The sequence below is a fragment of the Vibrio sp. MACH09 genome (assembly GCF_033238805.1).
Taxonomy (GTDB): domain Bacteria; phylum Pseudomonadota; class Gammaproteobacteria; order Enterobacterales; family Vibrionaceae; genus Vibrio.
The window spans coordinates 1610294-1629846 of record NZ_BSFZ01000001.1 but is presented as its reverse complement, the minus strand read 5'-3'; the positions used below and the strand labels follow the sequence as shown (position 1 = coordinate 1629846).

6 protein-coding genes are annotated in these 19553 nt (G+C 40.8%); 4 read left to right on the top strand and 2 right to left on the bottom strand.

Annotated elements, in window-relative coordinates; all coding sequences use genetic code 11:
- Positions 1-96 precede the first annotated feature (96 nt).
- Positions 97-14904 carry a tandem-95 repeat protein gene (locus CHJ_RS07180; protein WP_317917301.1) on the bottom strand — a complete coding sequence of 4936 codons (14808 nt, stop codon included), beginning with the start codon at positions 14902-14904 and terminating at the stop codon, positions 97-99.
- A gap of 448 nt (positions 14905-15352) precedes the next feature.
- Between CHJ_RS07180 and CHJ_RS07175 the strand changes: the two genes are divergently transcribed.
- From CHJ_RS07175 to CHJ_RS07165, 3 genes are all read left to right on the top strand, one after another.
- A complete protein-coding gene (locus CHJ_RS07175) occupies positions 15353-16657 on the top strand; it encodes a TolC family outer membrane protein (RefSeq protein WP_317917300.1) in 1305 nt (434 codons plus the stop codon).
- Positions 16658-16664: 7 nt separating this feature from the next.
- Entirely contained in the window at positions 16665-17282 is a 618-nt protein-coding gene (locus tag CHJ_RS07170; RefSeq protein ID WP_317917299.1) for an OmpA family protein, read from the top strand.
- A gap of 273 nt (positions 17283-17555) precedes the next feature.
- Entirely contained in the window at positions 17556-18050 is a 495-nt protein-coding gene (locus CHJ_RS07165; protein ID WP_317917298.1) for a C40 family peptidase, read from the top strand.
- On the opposite strand, the gene CHJ_RS07160 is transcribed toward CHJ_RS07165, so the two are convergent.
- Positions 18047-18391, bottom strand: coding sequence for a DUF3802 family protein (locus CHJ_RS07160; RefSeq protein ID WP_171755267.1), 345 nt, complete (start codon positions 18389-18391; stop codon positions 18047-18049). The two genes, CHJ_RS07165 and CHJ_RS07160, sit on opposite strands and share 4 nt — an antisense overlap.
- A gap of 283 nt (positions 18392-18674) precedes the next feature.
- On the opposite strand from CHJ_RS07160, the gene CHJ_RS07155 reads away from it, so the two are divergent.
- Positions 18675-19535, top strand: coding sequence for a fructosamine kinase family protein (locus CHJ_RS07155; protein ID WP_171755268.1), 861 nt, complete (start codon positions 18675-18677; stop codon positions 19533-19535).
- The last annotated feature ends 18 nt before the right edge of the window (positions 19536-19553 follow it).

The following is a 19553-nucleotide window of genomic DNA, read 5'->3' as shown; positions in this document are numbered from 1 at the left end:
TTCGTAATATAAGTTTAGTTCAGTAATAGCTAGAATCGTCTCTTACGAGGTACAAAAAAGGGCTCAAATGAGCCCTTTTGCATATTTACTTCAAGTTTAACTTTGACCTTTAAATAAATCATCCATTATAGAACTAGTGATACTGGCAGCCAATGCGCCATCAGATAAGTTAGAGCCATCCAAACCAAACTCTGACACACCACCTCGAATAACAATGGTTTGGTCATGTCCATGCTCGTGATCTAACTTAATCTCTAAATCATTACCCGACTTAGAAATACTCGCTAGAAGATTATCGACACTAGTCACATCGTCATTCGCTTGAACTAGTTCAGATAAATCAATTTTATCTCCTTCTGAGATACTAAAGTCATCAATAATATCTCGACCATTTTCTACAGAACTACTTGTCCAGATAAACGTATCGGCATCATCACCACCAACCAAAATATCATTACCTAAACCACCGTCTAATATGTCATTGCCACCCTGACCATAAATCACATCGTTTCCAGCACCACCACTTAAGATGTCACCTTTATCACCACTATTTGATTGATCAAACTCGGCCACATGCTCACGGATATAGTCTTGTATCTCTTTATTGCTTGGTGATGCAGACTGATTGGGTTGATCTGCAACATAATTAGCGATAGCAGCTGTACCTTGCTCACCATCATAATTAAAGCCATCACCGAACAAGATGTCGTTTCCATCACCACCATCGATAGTATCTTTGCCCTGTGCATAAAGAACCTGAGAGCTAGAAATCTCTGCAGCTAGTTCACTCGCATCAATCCCCGTACTTACAGTTCCATCTGTATCATATTTAGCTAACACGTCCGCATTTAGAACCGTTTCACCATTACCATCTATCAGACCTATAGCTTCAACTTCAACACCAAGATTAATAAGGGCATTATATGATCCAAGTCCATTACCATTTCCTGGAATACCATCAGATATAAAGTAAGTCAGGTTTCTAGCATTTTCTCTTACATCATCAGTCAGATCTTTTTTATACCACTCTTTCGCGTGGCTGAAACCAACATTGTAATTTGTGCCACCACCACCTACTGTATTAGTCGTACTCAATTCAGCCATCCAGTCTGCGATAGCTTTATCTGGATTGTTTTTATACTCTGGTGAAGATAAGTCTATAGAGTAATACAGATGATCAAATCGGCTATCACCATCAAAGTCAGTAAAGAGAACATTAACCTTTCCAGCGCCTTCTGTATTCGCTGCTTGAACAATCTCTTTAAACACTTCTGTTACTTGATCTCTCGCGATACCATAGTTATCTCCCATGCTACCCGACTCATCCAGTACAAATGCGATATTGTAATTTGTTCCAGCCTTAATATCAGTACTCGTCACATCGCCAACAATCAACTCATGATCTTGATTACCCGTTGTTGTCTGGTCTCCAGAAGCAGAAGTTGTGGATGTGTAATCTTTAAAGCTGACATCAACAGAATCAGTAACCGAAACGCTGTCACTACTATCACCATGCGCATCTGTCGCAGTCGAGGTCACAGTTAATTTAAAGTCATAGTCACCCTGATAACTATCAGTAACTTTTAAAGTAACATCAGCCTCTGCTGGGATGTTATAACTATTGTTGATAGGTGCCACTTCAGCCCCAGCAACAATTACTTGAACACCTTGAGGTATTCCCGTTAAGTTAACGGTTAAATTCTCACTGTCATCACTATCTGTTTCTTCTGACTTAACATTAAGAGTGAAACTTCTTTCACCGCTTTGCTCGTCTACTTGCAATTGCGACAGTTGAACATCTAACGTAGGTGCATCGGCCACTGGATTAACATACATAGATACCGTCGCAGTAGATGTGTTACCGTTGCTATCAACTACGGTGTAGTCAAAGCTCGCATTTCCAGCAAAATCAGCGGTCGGAGTGAATACCACATTAGCCACTTTGCCATCTATTAGCACAGGAGATAAGCTTCCACCAACTGCATTATCAACCGACTGAATTGTTAGGTCACCAACCGCGTGATTAACATCGTTGTCTATTAATGTTTCAGCAGAGATAGTGATTGGCGTGTCTTCATTTGTCACCAAAGCAGATTGAGAAACAGGGAACTCAGTCGAACCCAGTTTGTTGTATGAATCATCCCACGAACCATCTTGTTGCTGTTTATCTAAACCAACATCCAGTACATAGGCTCCACCCTGATCCCAATAAACAATCTCGATATCATGCTTACCATCGCTATCAACCGTGAACTCGAATGTATCTGTACGCGGAGATTGCTTATTAAACCTGTCGGCTACAACAACACCATCAATCTTAATAGCATACCCATCGTCAGATAGGACCTTGATTCTATAAGTGCCTGCATCTAATGACACTGCACCATTTAACTTGATAATGGCATCAGAACTGTTCTCAGGATCAACACTGTTCCCAGTCACAGGATTCGTTAAGCTTGTCGCGTCTGAACCTAAGAACTTCTGTAAATTACCATCAGCCCCTAAGTTACCATTCATAACATTTTGATGTGAATCTAAACCATACGAGACTTCAGTAGACACAAAATTGGCATCAGCTTGATGACTAGCAATAAACGCTTTAACCACGTCTAAGTTTTCAGTATTGCCACCATCTGCACCTTGATGATAAGCGTAGTAGCTCCCTTTCAGCCCAGCATTAAACTGAGATGGATCATTGTGGCTATCATCTTTCGCTTCAGGCAAGAAGTCTGGATCAGCAATAATGGTAATAACTTTACTATCACCACTTAACGGCTCAGAATCGATTGGTGTATAAGTAATTTGTTCACGAACGGTCGCATCGGTTACTTCAACTCCTTGAAGAATCATATTCGAGTTTGTATCTGAATTTGATGAACTCGATGTAGATACTTTAAACTCTTGAACCGCATAGCCCGCTGGAGCATCAAACGTGACAGTGTAATCTCTTGTACCATTATACAGATTCGGATCTATAACGACTTCGATGCCATTTTCCGTTGTCGTCCCTGGTGTTAGTCCATCACGATAAATTACCGTTTTCTCTGATGTGTTTCCTTGCTCGTCCACTAGCACTGCGGTTATCACAAGTTGCGCATCAGGGTCATTGCTGGCTTTAGGATCATTCAATGATTCATCATAATGGTTACCAAGGCTGCTAAATGTTAGTTCAGCACTATTCACAACGGCACCTGATGCAGAGTAATCAATAGAAATGAACTCACGACCTTTTACGTCTACTTCGCTGGAGCCACTATTACTGCTATTTACTCCTAATCCAAAGTCTGAACTCGGTCCTGAGTTAGTTAAAGCAGCGTTTTCAGCATCACTAAACGCTTTAATCACTACCTTGCCATTAGCAACTCCATCCCCATCTTCATCATATCCAACCAAACTACCACCATTGCTATTTAAGTGATTTAGAATGGTGTTTCCTTCCGCTTTATTGTCGATATGGAAGCTCAATATTTCATTGATATTACTGGCTTTGTCAGTATCTAACTCATAACGAATTTGCGTTGCTTCGAGATCAGAGACCTGATGCCCTGCTGTTATTGGTGTATTTGAGTTTCCAATAAACAATTGACCAAATTCAGGCAATGAATCAATGGTTGCTGTAGGTTCGTTGATATCACTCTGATCATCTTCTATATCTTGAACATGGTCTAAGTCACCGGCACCATCAAGAACAAACGTCCCTTGACCATCGTCACCTATATTAACGGTGAAGTTTTCAGCCGTCGGTTTATCGTTAACTTGTAAAACCTTAACGATAGAGGTGGCGAGATTACTGGTTGCTTCCCCATCATTAACTGTGATGGCGATTGCTCTGTCTGTTGTATCTGGGTTATCACTGTTTGACGTGAATTGAATTTGCTTCAGTGCCGCTTCATAGTCATCCAGTGTTGCTGTGCCTTCAAGGGTAATACTGAAGGTACCATCTGCATTTAGTGCCAGTGCATCGCTTCCCGTCGCCAAGGTAATTCCGGCAGGTAATGCGCCTAAGATAAATAAGCTATCACCCACTTTGCCGTTGGTTAACGTTATGGTTGCCGACTCTAAATTGGTGTCATCAACATCTCGTATCGAAACATCTGACGCTACGATTGATACTCCATCTCGGTTTTCGGTATAAGTCGTTTCGTAATCGTAACTCGGCTCTTTCTCACCAACACGGATCACAACATCTTGGAAGTCTCTATCACCTAAACCTCTTAGATCTTCAATACCAATCTTAGTTGATGTACCGCTCTCATCAATCAGTTCAATAAAGTGATCTTTTTTATCACTATTTAGAGCTTTATCATCGAAATAGACAGGTTTATTAACCGCATTACCATCAATCGCCAGCGTTGGATAGTTTCCTGAGTCAACAAAAGTCAATCGGCTATCATCTACCCCCGCTAATTGGCTATTACCATTAGCAACGATAAAGAAATGTACCTCATCTTCGGCCAGATTTAACTCAGCCAGCACATCGCCAATTTGCTGCCCTTTAACTCCATCTGAGATGATCATTGGGTCGGTTGGTTTTCCATCTGCACCGATGGTGTAAATACCAATAGCGCTGTTAAAACCAGCCCAACTTCCTTCAAAGGTGACTTCTAACTCGGTGCTATCGAGATCCAATATCGGTGCATCGTTAACCGGAGTCACGTCAACCGTTACCGTCGTTCTGTTACTTAACTTGTCACCATCACTCACTTGATAAGTAATGATGGCTTCGCCATGGAAATTCTTAGCAGGAGTGAAGTTTATTTTTCCATCGACAACAGTTGCTACACCCTGATCTTGTGGGACATGAACGTTTACAATGGTTAGAGCAGACTTAGGACTGTCAATGTCTGTGTCATTATGAAGAACATCAATCGAAGCGAGAGTATCTTCCGGAGTTGTATAGGTATCCGCGTTCGCTATCGGCGCATCATTGATAGGCGTGATGTCTAAGCTTGCTGTACCTTGAACAGATTTTGCGTCCAAGCTACCAGCTGTCGTACCATCATCAGTAATGGTATAGGTGAAGGTAACTTCACTATCATCATCTTGTGCTGGAATGTATACCCAAGTACCAGGCTCACTTCCTGGATTTAAGGTGCCCTTAGCAGAAGTCACCTCTAACCCAGTCACTTTAAGGTTATCACCTTCGAGATCACCCGCTTTTGAAAGCAATTCTTCGCTGGTAATTAATCGACCTTTACTGTCTTCAGCGATCGCGTCAAGTGTGACATTCGATGTAGTCGGATTATCGTTAACTTCTATGACTTTGATTGTCGATGTTGCTAGATTACTGGTTGCTTCCCCATCATTAACTGTGATGGCGATGGCTCTGTCTGTTGTATCTGGGTTATCACTGTTTGACGTGAATTGAATTTGTTTCAGTGCCGCTTCATAGTCATCCAGTGATGCTGTGCCTTCAAGGGTAATACTGAAGGTACCATCTGCATTTAGTGCCAGTGCATCGCTTCCCGTCGCCAAAGTAATTCCGGCAGGTAATGTGCCTAAGATAAATAAGCTATCACCCACTTTGCCGTTGGTTAACGTTATGGTTGCCGACTCTAAATTGGTGTCATCAACATCTCGTATCGAAACATCTGACGCTACGATTGATACTCCATCTCGGTTTTCGGTATAAGTCGTTTCGTAATCGTAACTCGGCTCTTTCTCACCAACACGGATCACAACATCTTGGAAGTCTCTATCACCTAAACCTCTTAGATCTTCAATACCAATCTTAGTTGATGTACCGCTCTCATCAATCAGTTCAATAAAGTGATCTTTTTTATCACTATTTAGAGCTTTATCATCGAAATAGACAGGTTTATTAACTGCATTACCATCAATCGCCAGTGTTGGATAGTTTCCTGAGTCGACAAAAGTCAATCGGCTATCATCTACCCCCGCTAATTGGCTATTACCATTAGCAACGATAAAGAAATGTACCTCATCTTCGGCCAGATTTAACTCAGCCAGCACATCGCCAATTTGCTGCCCTTTAACTCCATCTGAGATGATCATTGGGTCGGTTGGTTTTCCATCTGCCCCTATGGTGTAAATACCAATAGCGCTATTAAAACCAGCCCAACTTCCTTCAAAGGTGACTTCTAACTCGGTGCTATCGAGATCCAATATCGGTGCATCGTTAACCGGAGTCACGTCAACCGTTACCGTCGTTCTGTTACTTAACTTGTCACCATCACTCACTTGATAAGTAATGATGGCTTCGCCATGGAAATTCTTAGCAGGAGTGAAGTTTATTTTGCCATCGACAACAGTTGCTACACCCTGATCTTGTGGGACATGAACGTTTACAATGGTTAGAGCAGACTTAGGACTGTCAATGTCTGTGTCATTATTAAGAACATCAATCGAAGCGAGAGTATCTTCCGGAGTTGTGTAGGTATCCGCGTTCGCTATCGGCGCATCATTGATAGGCGTGATGTCTAAGCTTGCTGTACCTTGAACAGATTTTGCGTCCAAGCTACCAGCTGTCGTACCATCATCAGTAATGGTATAGGTGAAGGTAACTTCACTATCATCATCTTGTGCTGGAATGTATACCCAAGTACCAGGTTCACTTCCTGGATTTAAGGTGCCCTTAGCAGAAGCCACCTCTAACCCAGTCACTTTAAGGTTATCACCTTCGAGATCACCCGCTTTTGAAAGTAATTCTTCGCTGGTAATTAATCGACCTTTACTGTCTTCAGCGATCGCGTCAAGTGTGACATTCGATGTAGTCGGATTATCGTTAACTTCTATGACTTTGACTGTCGATGTTGCTAGATTACTGGTTGCTTCCCCATCATTAACTGTGATGGCGATGGCTCTGTCTGTTGTATCTGGGTTATCACTGTTTGACGTGAATTGAATTTGTTTCAGTGCCGCTTCATAGTCATCCAGTGATGCTGTGCCTTCAAGGGTAATACTGAAGGTACCATCTGCATTTAGTGCCAGTGCATCGCTTCCCGTCGCCAAAGTAATTCCAGCAGGTAATGCGCCTAAGATAAATAAGCTATCACCCACTTTGCCGTTGGTTAACGTTATGGTTGCCGACTCTAAATTGGTGTCATCAACATCTCGTATCGAAACATCTGGCGCTACGATTGATACACCATCTCGGTTTTCGGTATAAGTCGTTTCGTAATCGTAACTCGGCTCTTTCTCACCAACACGTATCACAACATCTTGGAAGTCTCTATCACCTAAACCTCTTAGATCTTCAATACCAATCTTAGTTGATGTACCGCTCTCATCAATCAGTTCAATAAAGTGATCTTTTTTATCACTATTTAGAGCTTTATCATCGAAATAGACAGGTTTATTAACTGCATTACCATCAATCGCCAGCGTTGGATAGTTTCCTGAGTCAACAAATGTCAATCGGCTATCATCTACCCCCGCTAATTGGCTATTACCATTAGCAACGATAAAGAAATGCACCTCATCTTCGGCCAGATTTAACTCAGCCAACACATCGCCTATTTGCTGCCCTTTAACCCCATCTGAAATGATCATTGGGTCGGTTGGTTTTCCATCTGCCCCGATGGTGTAAATACCAATAGCGCTGTTAAAACCAGCCCAACTTCCTTCAAAGGTGACTTCTAACTCGGTGCTATCAAGATCCAATATCGGCGCATCGTTAACCGGAGTCACGTCAACCGTTACCGTCGTTCTGTTACTTAACTTATCACCATCACTCACTTGATAAGTAATGATGGCTTCGCCATGGAAATTCTTAGCAGGAGTGAAGTTTATTTTGCCATCGACAACAGTTGCTACACCCTGATCTTGTGGGACATGAACGTTTACAATGGTTAGAGCAGACTTAGGACTGTCAATGTCTGTGTCATTATTAAGAACATCCAACTTGGTTGGTGTGTCTTCTAAAACTGAATATGTATCCGGCCTAGCTATTGGTGCATCATTTACAGGATCCACGGTTACATTTAAGTTATAAGATGACTCGCTAAATGTTTCTCCATCACCCACTTTAAAACCAATGGTATCGTGAACATCTCCGTTAGCGTCTTTAGCAGGTGTGTACCTTAGATTACCAGAAGTGAGATCTGCTTTCGTAAAGGTTTGATCAACGGTTACGGATTGCCATACCGCGGTATCACCATCACCGCTTACTTTGTATTCTAGTGCTCCTTTCGTAGGATCTGGCAAATCAGTTATTTGAACCGCTAACATCTCTGTATGGTTTTCATCCACATCAGCGAAGGTGCCGAAGTCATTCACGCTAAGCAATAGAGATGTATCTTCATCAATTGTAACTTGGTCATTAGTAGACTCAGGGGCTTCATTGACGTTGGTTTCTTTTAGTTCAACAGAGATCTGACGAATACCACCTTTACCATCATCTGCTTTAATCATTAACTGATGAGTATCAAGGTCACCAGCATCTTCAAAATTATTGGCAGCAGATGCTAATCCGGCGTCAGTAAATGTTATCTTGCCTGATACCTCATCGATTACAAACCAATCATTATCATTCCCAGAAACGATGCTATAAGTGACATCATCGCCATCAGAATCTTTTGCAGAAACAAGCGCAAAAGCAGGATCGTCAATTTCCTGATTCTCACTGTACTCTAAGGTGTAGCTTTGAACTTCTTCATTATTCTCATTATAAAACACCGGCGAATTGTTTTCCGACTCTTCTACAATCGCCGAGTTCGTCACGGTAATTTGGTGCTCTTCACTTAATAGATTGCCAGAATCCACCACTTGGTATTTAAAGCTGTCTTCTACTGGGTTCACTTCTATATATTTAAGCTCCCAGTTGCCTTCCGTTTTCGTGCTAAATTCTAGTTTCTCAATCAGTCCGTTACTGCTCTCTGGAATCGTTACTGTTTGAGTCAGGCTACTATTACCATCATTTACCGATTTATTTACTTCAATGACTTCCGACTGACCATTTGTATAGTAAACCGTAACCAATGCGGAGTTATTTGGTGCATCTTGAGCCTCAAACAATCCTCCCAATCCATCCAGACCAATATTCACGGAGCGAACGGGATTCTCTTGTAAATCAACTGTAATTAACTCGCCTTTTTCAATGCCATTGCCATCATCATTAGCAATACCATGTCCGACATGATCTTCATGAGCATTATATTGAGCAAGGTTTCCTTCAGAGGATTCAATTGTAACCTTGTTGCCGTTCTCTAAATAAACAATACGTTTTGAAGAGGCGATTTCAACACTATTAGTATCAACACCTTCAGAGCTGACGCCCCAATTAATAAAGTTGCTAGTAGAAGGTGCACCTTCAGTGTCACTGTCCCCTTTTGAGCCTAGCGTGAAGCCAGCAGTGTCATCATTTGCGGTATAAGTGATCTTGTCTGAATCAAATTGAACCGCCTTACCATCTTTAACAAGATCAGCCGCACTCAGTGCTTTTCCGTCATAGTGAATCACGCCATTTTCAGGTAACTCAGTTATCACAATTTTTGGTGAAACCGAGCCATCTTGATCGTCTTCAATATCTGAGATGTGGTCACTCGCTTGATCATTAGATTCAAAAACAATGGATACAGGATCTAAAGAGTTCACTTGAACAGAGAAATCTTCCCCTTCAGGGTTATCATTGACTGGCGTAACATTTACCGTTAATTGGTAAGGGTCTGCGCTGAATGTTTCGCCATCACCCACTTTGTAACCAATAGTGTCGTACGCATTGCCATTTGCATCACTTGCTGGTGTGTATCTCAGTTTACCCGCATCAAGGTCTGCTTTTGTAAAGGTTTGATCAACGGTTACGGATTGCCATACCGCGGTATCACCATCACCGCTTACTTTGTATTCTAGTGTTCCTTTCGTAGGATCTGGCAAATCGGTTATTTGAACCGCTAACATCTCTGTATGGTTTTCATCCACATCAGCGAAGGTGCCGAAGTCATTCACACTCAATAGATGAGAAGTATCTTCGTCTATAGTAAATTGATCATTAGTGGAGGTCGGGGCTTCATTGACGTTGGTTTCGTTTAAGATGACCGTTGTTTGTGCTAAACCACCTTTACCATCATCTGCAGTAATAATTAACTTATGTTGATCAAGACCTTTGTTGTCTTCAAAATCATTAGCTTCAGAATTTTTACCCGCTTCTGTAAGTGAAATTACCCCAGTTTTAGAGTCAATTTCAAACCACTTATTAGTATTACCACCTGTAATGGTGTAAGTGACATCCGAACCATCATCTGTATCTTTCGCTTGAACCGTACCCAATACCATTTCTTCTGCTGAGCTTCGATTTTCTTTGTAATCAAAGCTAAACTCAGCTTGCTCGAAAACAGGTGGCGTGTTGCCGTCAAGAACCACTAGATTAAAACTAGCCTCAGAAACGGCGCCATTTGCATTGCTCCCTGTTAATGCTTGTTCTTCCGCATAAGCTTTCACAGTGATTTGATAAGGGTCGTTATTTGCAGTGCCGTCTTTAACGAATATTTCAATTTCACTAAAATCAAGATCCAAGTTTTGATTCTGATCCAGAGATGCCTCTAACTTAACAACTCCATTTTCAACATCAAAATACTTATCTCCAATTCTCACTCTACTATCGTCAGGTAAACCATGAAGCTCTAAATGAAGCTTTTCTGAACCATCGGTGTCTATCAGAGAGGCATTTATTGGATTAATATTGATCCAAGAACCTTCATAACCAGTGTTAACTAATGAGGTAATTTCAACATTATCTATTATTGCGCCATAAGTATCATTGCCTTTTAGATCGGCAGATTCAAATACCAGTTTATAAGTGCCTTCTCCGTCTTGAGGGATTTCAAACTTGGCCGTCACTGAATTAAATTCGCCACGTTCACTGTTCAGAGGATCGAATACATATATTAATTGTTCACTTTTGATGGAGCCATCATCATTATAATTGACTAATTTAACAACAGCGTCAGAGTCCGTATCTGTAGAAACACGACGAGCCGCGATATCAAAGTTAACTTCATAAACATGACCTGGCCTATAGCCATCTCCACCTGTTAGGATTTCTGCAGTGAAGGTTTTATCATTTGGCCCGCCTTCAAGTTCAACAACCGTCTGATGATCAGCTAGCGTATGGCCTTCCGTTTCTTTTAGACCATAAACACTCGCTTCACCTGCTTCAAAACGGTTATTCGAGCTATTTGATCCCCATAATACAGAATCACCTGTGTTATAACCTTGAGCACTGCCGTTTGGAGTCCAGCGGCCACCGTGTAACTCGACACTATTAAAATCGATAGATTCTTTTAAGTATGGGGCCTTATCTAAACTAAGTTCTACATTATCAGCCACAGGTGTTACATTCACAGTGATGGTTTTAGCTTCACTAGCCAAGCCTTCTTTATCTGTAACTTTGAACGAAATAGAGGCATAACTATCGCCACTTTCATGTTCATCAGGTTCAAATGTTAGTTTACCGATATCACCTTTTGGAATGGTGGTTGTCGCTGTTACTTCGGCACCATCAAGATACAGTGTACCTTTAGCACCGGCCGCTAATGGGTCAACTATTACTGAAGTGAGTGTGTCACCAGTATCTTCATCTTGAAAACTAAAATTACTTTCTGAAAATGTAAATACACTTTTCTCTACGTCACCGTTATTATTTTCGCCTTTATTTTCATTAACCGAAATAGTCTCATTTTCAGTTGTAGGTGCTTCATTAGTATTCTCTAAATTTACCTTAACCGTTGCTTTATCTTGTAAACCTCCGGCATCTGTAACGAACACCTCAAGTGAGACCTCGTCAATATGCGCATCATCAACATCCGCATTTAACGTTATTGCACCTGTCGTTGCATTGATGTCAAAGATGCCATTGGTCAATGCGCCATCTTTAAAACTGTACGTCCTAGTGTCACCAGCATCTACGTCACCCGCAACAACAGTACCAACTAAACTTCCTTTAGCGGCGCCAGCACTCCCTTCTTTAATTGTGCCAAAGTCATAGCTATCTTCATTAATAACGTCTGGACCATCATTTTGACCATCAACGTCTGACTTAAACTCTGGTGCTTCATTTAAATTGGTTAACTTAACTTCAAACGTAGCCTTATCTTGTAAGCCTCCGGCATCTGTAACGAACACCTCCAGTGAGACCTCGTCAATATGCGCATCATCAACATCCGCATTTAACGTTATTGCACCTGTCGTTGCATTAATGTCAAAGATGCCATTGGTCAATGCGCCATCTTTAAAACTGTACGTCCTAGTGTCACCAGCATCTACGTCACCCGCAATAACAGTACCAACTAAACTGCCTTTAGCGGCGCCAGCACTCCCTTCTTTAATTGTACCAAAGTCATAGCTATCTTCATTAATAACGTCTGGACCATCATTTTGACCATCAACGTCTGACTTAAACTCTGGTGCTTCATTTAAATTGGTTAACTTAACTTCAAACGTAGCCTTATCTTGTAAGCCTCCGGCATCTGTAACGAACACCTCCAGTGAGACCTCGTCAATATGCGCATCATCAACATCCGCATTTAACGTTATTGCACCTGTCGTTGCATTAATGTCAAAGATGCCATTGGTCAATGCGCCATCTTTAAAACTGTACGTCCTAGTGTCACCAGCATCTACATCACCCGCAACAACAGTACCAACTAAACTGCCTTTAGCGGCGCCAGCACTACCTTCTTTAATTGTGCCAAAGTCATAGCTATCTGCATTAATAACGTCTGGACCATCATTTTGACCATCAACGTCTGACTTAAACTCTGGTGCTTCATTTAAATTAGTTAACTTAACTTCAAACGTAGCCTTATCTTGTAAGCCTCCGGCATCTGTAACGAACACCTCCAGTGAGACCTCGTCAATATGCGCATCATCAACATCCGCATTTAACGTTATTGCACCTGTCGTTGCATTAATGTCAAAGATGCCATTGGTCAATGCGCCATCTTTAAAACTGTACGTCCTAGTGTCACCAGCATCTACGTCACCCGCAATAACAGTACCAACTAAACTGCCTTTAGCGGCGCCAGTACTACCTTCTTTAATTGTGCCAAAGTCATAGCTATCTGCATTAATAACGTCTGGACCATCATTTTGACCATCAACGTCTGACTTAAACTCTGGGGCTTCATTAGTATTTTCTAAATTTACCTTAACCGTTGCCTTATCTTGTAGGCCTCCGGCATCCGTAACGAACACATCCAGTGAGACTTCGCCAATATGCGCATCATCAACATCCGCATTTAACGTTATTGCACCTGTCGTTGCATTAATGTCAAAGATGCCATTGGTCAATGCACCATCTTTAAAACTGTACGTCCTAGTGTCACCCGCATCTACGTCACCCGCAATAACAGTACCAACTAAACTGCCTTTAGCGGCGCCAGTACTACCTTCTTTAATTGTGCCAAAGTCATAGCTATCTGCATTAATAACGTCTGGACCATCATTTTGACCATCAACGTCTGACTTAAACTCTGGGGCTTCATTTAAATTGGTTAACTTAACTTCAAACGTAGCCTTATCTTGTAAGCCTCCGGCATCTGTAACGAACACCTCCAGTGAGACTTCGTCAATATGCGCATCATCAACATCCGCATTTAACGTTATTGCACCTGTCGTTGCATTAATGTCAAAGATGCCATTGGTCAATGCGCCATCTTTAAAACTGTACGTCCTAGTGTCACCAGCATCTACGTCACCCGCAACAACAGTACCAACTAAACTTCCTTTAGCGGCGCCAGCACTACCTTCTTTAATTGTGCCAAAGTCATAGCTATCTGCATTAATAACGTCTGGACCATCATTTTGACCATCAACGTCTGACTTAAACTCTGGGGCTTCATTAGTATTTTCTAAATTTACCTTAACCGTTGCCTTATCTTGTAGGCCTCCGGCATCTGTAACGAACACATCCAGTGAGACTTCGCCAATATGCGCATCATCAACATCTGCATTTAAGGTTATTACACCTGTCGTTTCATCGATGTCAAAAATACCATTGGTTAATGCACCATCTTCAAAGCTGTATTTACGCGTGTCTCCGTCGTCCACATCTCCTGCATTAACGGTACCCACAATGTCGCCTTTTGAAGCACCAGCTTTATTTTCTTGGATCGTACCAAAGTCATAACTATCTTCATTAGACAAAGATGGGTCCACCTCGCCATTAGTTAAGAACTCTGGGTTTTCATTTACATCATTGACCAGCAACGTCGCTGACGTGGATTCAGGAGTAACACCAACTAAAGTAGGGTCAGTAACGACAACATTTACATCGTAATTAGCAAATGATTCATGATCTAATATCACACCCGCTCTCAAATATAATTCAGAGCCAATGATTTCAAATTTATCCGCGTCAGTACCAGACAAGCTAAGATCATTGATGCCTTGCTCATCATCCGTAATGGTAATGTCTGCAATTTTAATTCTTACCGATGTATCGGTGTTCTCGTCGATATCTGTCAAAATGCCTGTTAACGACACAGAAGGGGTACTATTGATAAACTGTTGTAGCGTCGTTAATAGAGTATCAGCCTGAATCTCAGTGAGGCCTTGGCCTTCTAAACCTGTTGTATTGAATGATGTAACGGCCAAACTTTCAGCACCGACACGTTCGATTATTGGCGCGCGAACAACAGCGGAACCCTGAGTCTCGCCGGCAGCGGTCGCAAATTCTTCACCAAGTTGAGTTGGATCCTGCCCTGCCTCTAACTGACCAATGATCTGAGCTATCTCATCATCTGTATCTAACGGCAGCACATTTCCTTCAGCATCAACAATAGCGGCATCCACAACAGCCTCAGTAGTCATCGGATCATCACCCTTGGTTAAAACAACTTCACCAGGTAACAATTCTGAGTAATCGCTTATCGTTCTGATATTACCGTTTACATCGATAACGACTAAATTACTGCTTGCTGCGATAGCGCCAATAAGTGCATTCATTTGCTAATCCCTTCTCAAACTGTTTAGGTTGATATTTATAACAGCTCTTTATTAAGACAATTTTTAGATTGGTATTTATATAGTGAATAAAATACCATTGTTGTGGAACCAAGGCCACATTTTTGCTTTTGCTAATGTAACAACCGTCGTTACGCATTCTTTATGCATATTTAACAGTGCATTAACATTTATACTGACATACATATCAATAATAGTTTCAGCTAACCTACTGTTAAAAAAGAATTTAGCTCCAAACACCTTATCAACAACAATCTATAGGCATTTACATTTCTTATAACATTAACGAGTAAAAACACTATATCTATGCATATAAAATTTGTATTAGTTCAAGAAGTTAGTCACAATGGCCAATATATTGATTTTTTTCTCACAAATGAGACACCATTTCGTGCTTAAAATACGCCAATCTGAACTGAGGAGAATTATTTTGAAAAGGACTCGATTAGGTACATTAGCGTGTCTAGTTGCACTAAGTTTTACCGCGCAAAGTCAGACACTTGAGCAAGCTATCGCTTCGACAATTTCATCTAACCCTGAGATTAAAAGCGCTTATAACGAATACATGAGTTTTATAGAACTTAATAACGTCGCTTTTGGTAATTACATGCCTTCTCTGGATCTAGATGCAGGTGTTGGTTATGAAAAAACCAACCCGGCAACTGGTGCTACGTCAGAACATACCCGAAAAGATGCGACACTAAAATTAACTCAGTTGTTATGGGATGGTTCATCAACACTCAACGATATTGATAGAACGGCCGCCGAAGCTGAGTCAATGAGGTTGCAATTAATCTCTGATGCTCAAAACAAAGCACTTAATGTTTCGAGAGTATATTTGGATGCGCTCAAAGCAACAGAAACATTAAGATTATCAGAAAGCAATTTGGCGACTCACAAACGCATTTATCGTGATATTAAACGAAGAGCTGAGTCTGGAATTGGTTCTACCGCCGATCTATCACAAGTTGAAACTCGTCTTGCTAACGCACAAAGTAATTTATTGGCTGCACAAAACAACCTATTTGATACTCATATCCAGTTTACTAAAATTGTAGGCCAAGCTCCTCAAGGACTTACCTTCCCGAAAGTTGATCAAAATACCATTCCTCTTTCACTCGAAGAAGCCACCGCAACAGCAGAAGAAAACCATCCGGTGTTAAAAGTTGCTGCCGCAGACATTGATGCTGCAAACTATCAATACAAGCAATCAAAAGGAACAAATCTTCCAACATTCACCATCGAGGCGGCTCAAACATGGTATGACGATGCTGCTGGTATAGCGGGTGAACGTGACGAAATGTCAGCCATGTTGCGAATGAGGTACAACCTTTTTAATGGTGGTTCTGATGCCGCCACTCAAGATCGTATGGCTTATCAATTGAACAAAGCAAAAGATCTTCGAGACAATTCATATCGCGCGCTGACTGAAAGTCTAAGACTGGCTTGGAGTGCACTTGATCTCACTCTACAACAAAAAGAATTTCTCGCGGATCAAGTAGACTCTGCCTCAGAAACAGTTAATGCATACGAAAAACAATATCGTATCGGTAAACGTACATTGCTAGATTTGCTTAACTCGGAAAATGAACTTTTCGAAGCGAGAAAATCTTATTTAACTGTCAGCTACGAAGAACAATATGCAAAATATCGCGTATTAAACTCATGTGGAATCATGCTTGATTCACTGTTAGTCGATGTTCCATCTGAATGGAAACAAGCAGTAGATTATTAAGGTATTAATGATGAAAAACAGTAGCTTATTACTATCAATATTGGCGATTTCATTTAGTGGTTCTTCACTGGCGAAGAGCGAAGAGTTCCCCTACATCGCCGTGCCTGAGCCCGATCAAGTAGCAGATTTGCTAGATGATGATCGAGACGGCGTAATCAACGCACGTGATAAATGTACAGATACAATACGTGGGGCTCATGTAGACAATGATGGGTGTGGTTCTCATATTAAAACAAGCAGCCAATTACAGCTAAAAATCTTGTTTGCAAATGACTCTGCTGAAATCAACCCAGTGTTTACCAATGAAATCACTAAGATGGTCGACTTTTTACAAAGATACCCACAAACGTCGGTCGAGTTACAAGGATATGCCAGCAAAACAGGTGATGCCGCCCACAACATGGCGTTGTCAAAACAACGCGCCGAACAAGTAAAACAACACATCGTGGATGAAGGTGTTGACTCTTCTCGGGTGACTATTGTCGGTTATGGGGACACATCTCTAGAGGACAGTGGAGAGAGCGAACAATCTCATGCAATGAATCGAAGAGTAACCGCAACCGTTGTGGGTTACAACGATCATATACTTGATGAGTGGACGATATTTTCGAAGCGAAAAAAATAGCTCTCCGTAAATATATCTTTGAAGCCCAGTTTATACTGGGCTTTTTATTATACTAAAACTAACCTATCATTACTTTCAGGCCAGCGGTTGTAATAATTTTGTCAACAGACAAACGTCTGTTAACTAGGTTTTAGGTATTCTCTAAACTGATATTTAATTAAGTGACTATCAATCTACTATATTAAAAATTGGCTCAAGTACAGGCCAACTAAGTCACACTAGCTTAGATATTGGCTCATTTATATTAACTTTATTTAAATAAGCAAACTCGTAATGACACCAAGGCACTATTTTTCAATCATAATTTTATTTTACAGCTTAACTGGATGCTCTGTAATCAATCAAAAGTCTGCGGTATCTAATGAGCAACAAGGGAAATCAGCTCAGTCAGCACTGAACAGAGAAGAAAATCGTTCTTTCAAAATAGAATTTGAGAAGTGGCAAGGAACACCCTATAAATATGGGGGCAATGGACTAAATGGCGTTGATTGCTCTGCTTTTGTGCAGTCGGTTTTTTATTCTTCACAGCAAATACAGCTACCAAGAACGACAGAAAAACAATTGTTATTAGGTAAAAAAATAGCCCTTTCAGACGCCAAAAGTGGTGATCTACTATTTTTTAAAACATCAAAAAAAGATAAACATGTAGGAATATATCTGGGTTACCAGCAATTTATGCACGCTTCTACATCAAAAGGCGTGATTATATCTCGGCTAAATAACCCATATTGGGCATCTGTATTTTGGCAAGCTCGTAGAATACGTTAGTCGTAAGTTGCTACAGCACTATCAAATAAGTTTTTAACTAAAGCGATATACTCATCCAAAAAGATGATTTGTTCGTTGGTGGCTTTTTTTACCCAAACGCCAGCAAGTACTTCACCAAGATCTTCCAAAACCAGATCCGCCTCTTTCAATAATTTGAAACGAATACTGGAATGTAATTCTGGATTTTGGTTAAAAATAGTCATGATATTTGAGGCAATCATGTCAGTTACAACATCTTCAACAGTTTCAATCCCTGTATCACCACCTTCAGCGGTGAATACGTTTAGATTAAACGTCAAATGCTCTATTAGAGACAAATACCCATCAGTATCTACTACCACTATGTAACTCCAAAAAATCGTTTGATACAATTATCACCGAAACAACTAAACTTATACTAATCCATTGAAATAGATGTTGCCACTTATTCAACACTGAATTAGTTAATAATAAGAACTGCTACGAAATTTAGTCATAATTTAACTATACTCGCAGTTGTGACATAAGGCGAACTTTCAAACAATTTATTCAAGTAAGTAGTTATTTTTCTGATCATTTTTATCCATACACATTAGTTTGTTCTAAAATCTAAATATATCAAATCATGTAGTGAGGAAATCGTATATGTGGCAAGCCATATCTAAGCGACTATCTGAAGAGTTGATGTTTGACTTCCAGATACTTGATCGTTCTCGGATTGAAGGTGGCGATATTAGCGAATGCTATATGATAAGTGATGGAGAAGAGCGATATTTCGTCAAAATCAACAACAAAGAGTTTCTCAACAAATTTGAAGCAGAGGCGGATAATCTTAAGAAGCTACGCGCCACAAATACGCTCTATGTTCCTGAAGTTGTTTTAGTTGATAACTGCAAAAGCAACTCCTTCCTTATTCTCAATTACATTGCAACCAAACCTCTTTGCAACGACAAATCAAGCTTTCAACTGGGTGTCGATTTAGCCAATTTGCATCTGTTTGGCGAACAGCAAGAGTATGGCTTTGACCAAGATAATTTTTTAGGTGCCACTTTACAACCCAATCGGTGGCGGAAGAAATGGTCTCGATTTTTTTCTGAACAGCGGATTGGCTGGCAGTTAAAACTTCTAGAAGAGAAAGGCATTAGTTTTGGAGCCATAGAAGATATCGTTGAAAACATTAACCAACAATTACTCCACCATCACCCCTCCCCGTCTCTGCTTCACGGTGATCTATGGCATGGTAATGCAGGCAATACAGCTTTTGGCCCTTTGTGCTATGACCCGGCCAGCTATTGGGGAGATAAAGAGTGCGATATAGCCATGACAGAGTTATTTGATGGATTTCAGCCAGAGTTTTATAAAGGATACGAAAGCGTAATCACTCTGGATAAGGGCTATCAAAACCGGAAAAAACTCTACAATCTTTACCATATATTAAACCACTGTAATTTGTTTGGTGGCCATTACCTTGACGAAGCTGATCAATATTTTTCAGAAATTTTTTAGCAAAACAGTAAGCCAGCC

Bases quoted from the DNA above. Each gene is read 5' to 3' on its own strand.
- CHJ_RS07180 (WP_317917301.1), bottom strand. From the start codon at position 14,904: ATGAATGCACTTATTGGCGCTATCGCAGCAAGCAGTAATTTAGTCGTT.
- CHJ_RS07170 (WP_317917299.1), top strand. From the start codon at position 16,665: ATGATGAAAAACAGTAGCTTATTACTATCAATATTGGCGATTTCATTT.
- CHJ_RS07165 (WP_317917298.1), top strand. From the start codon at position 17,556: ATGACACCAAGGCACTATTTTTCAATCATAATTTTATTTTACAGCTTA.
- CHJ_RS07155 (WP_171755268.1), top strand. From the start codon at position 18,675: ATGTGGCAAGCCATATCTAAGCGACTATCTGAAGAGTTGATGTTTGAC.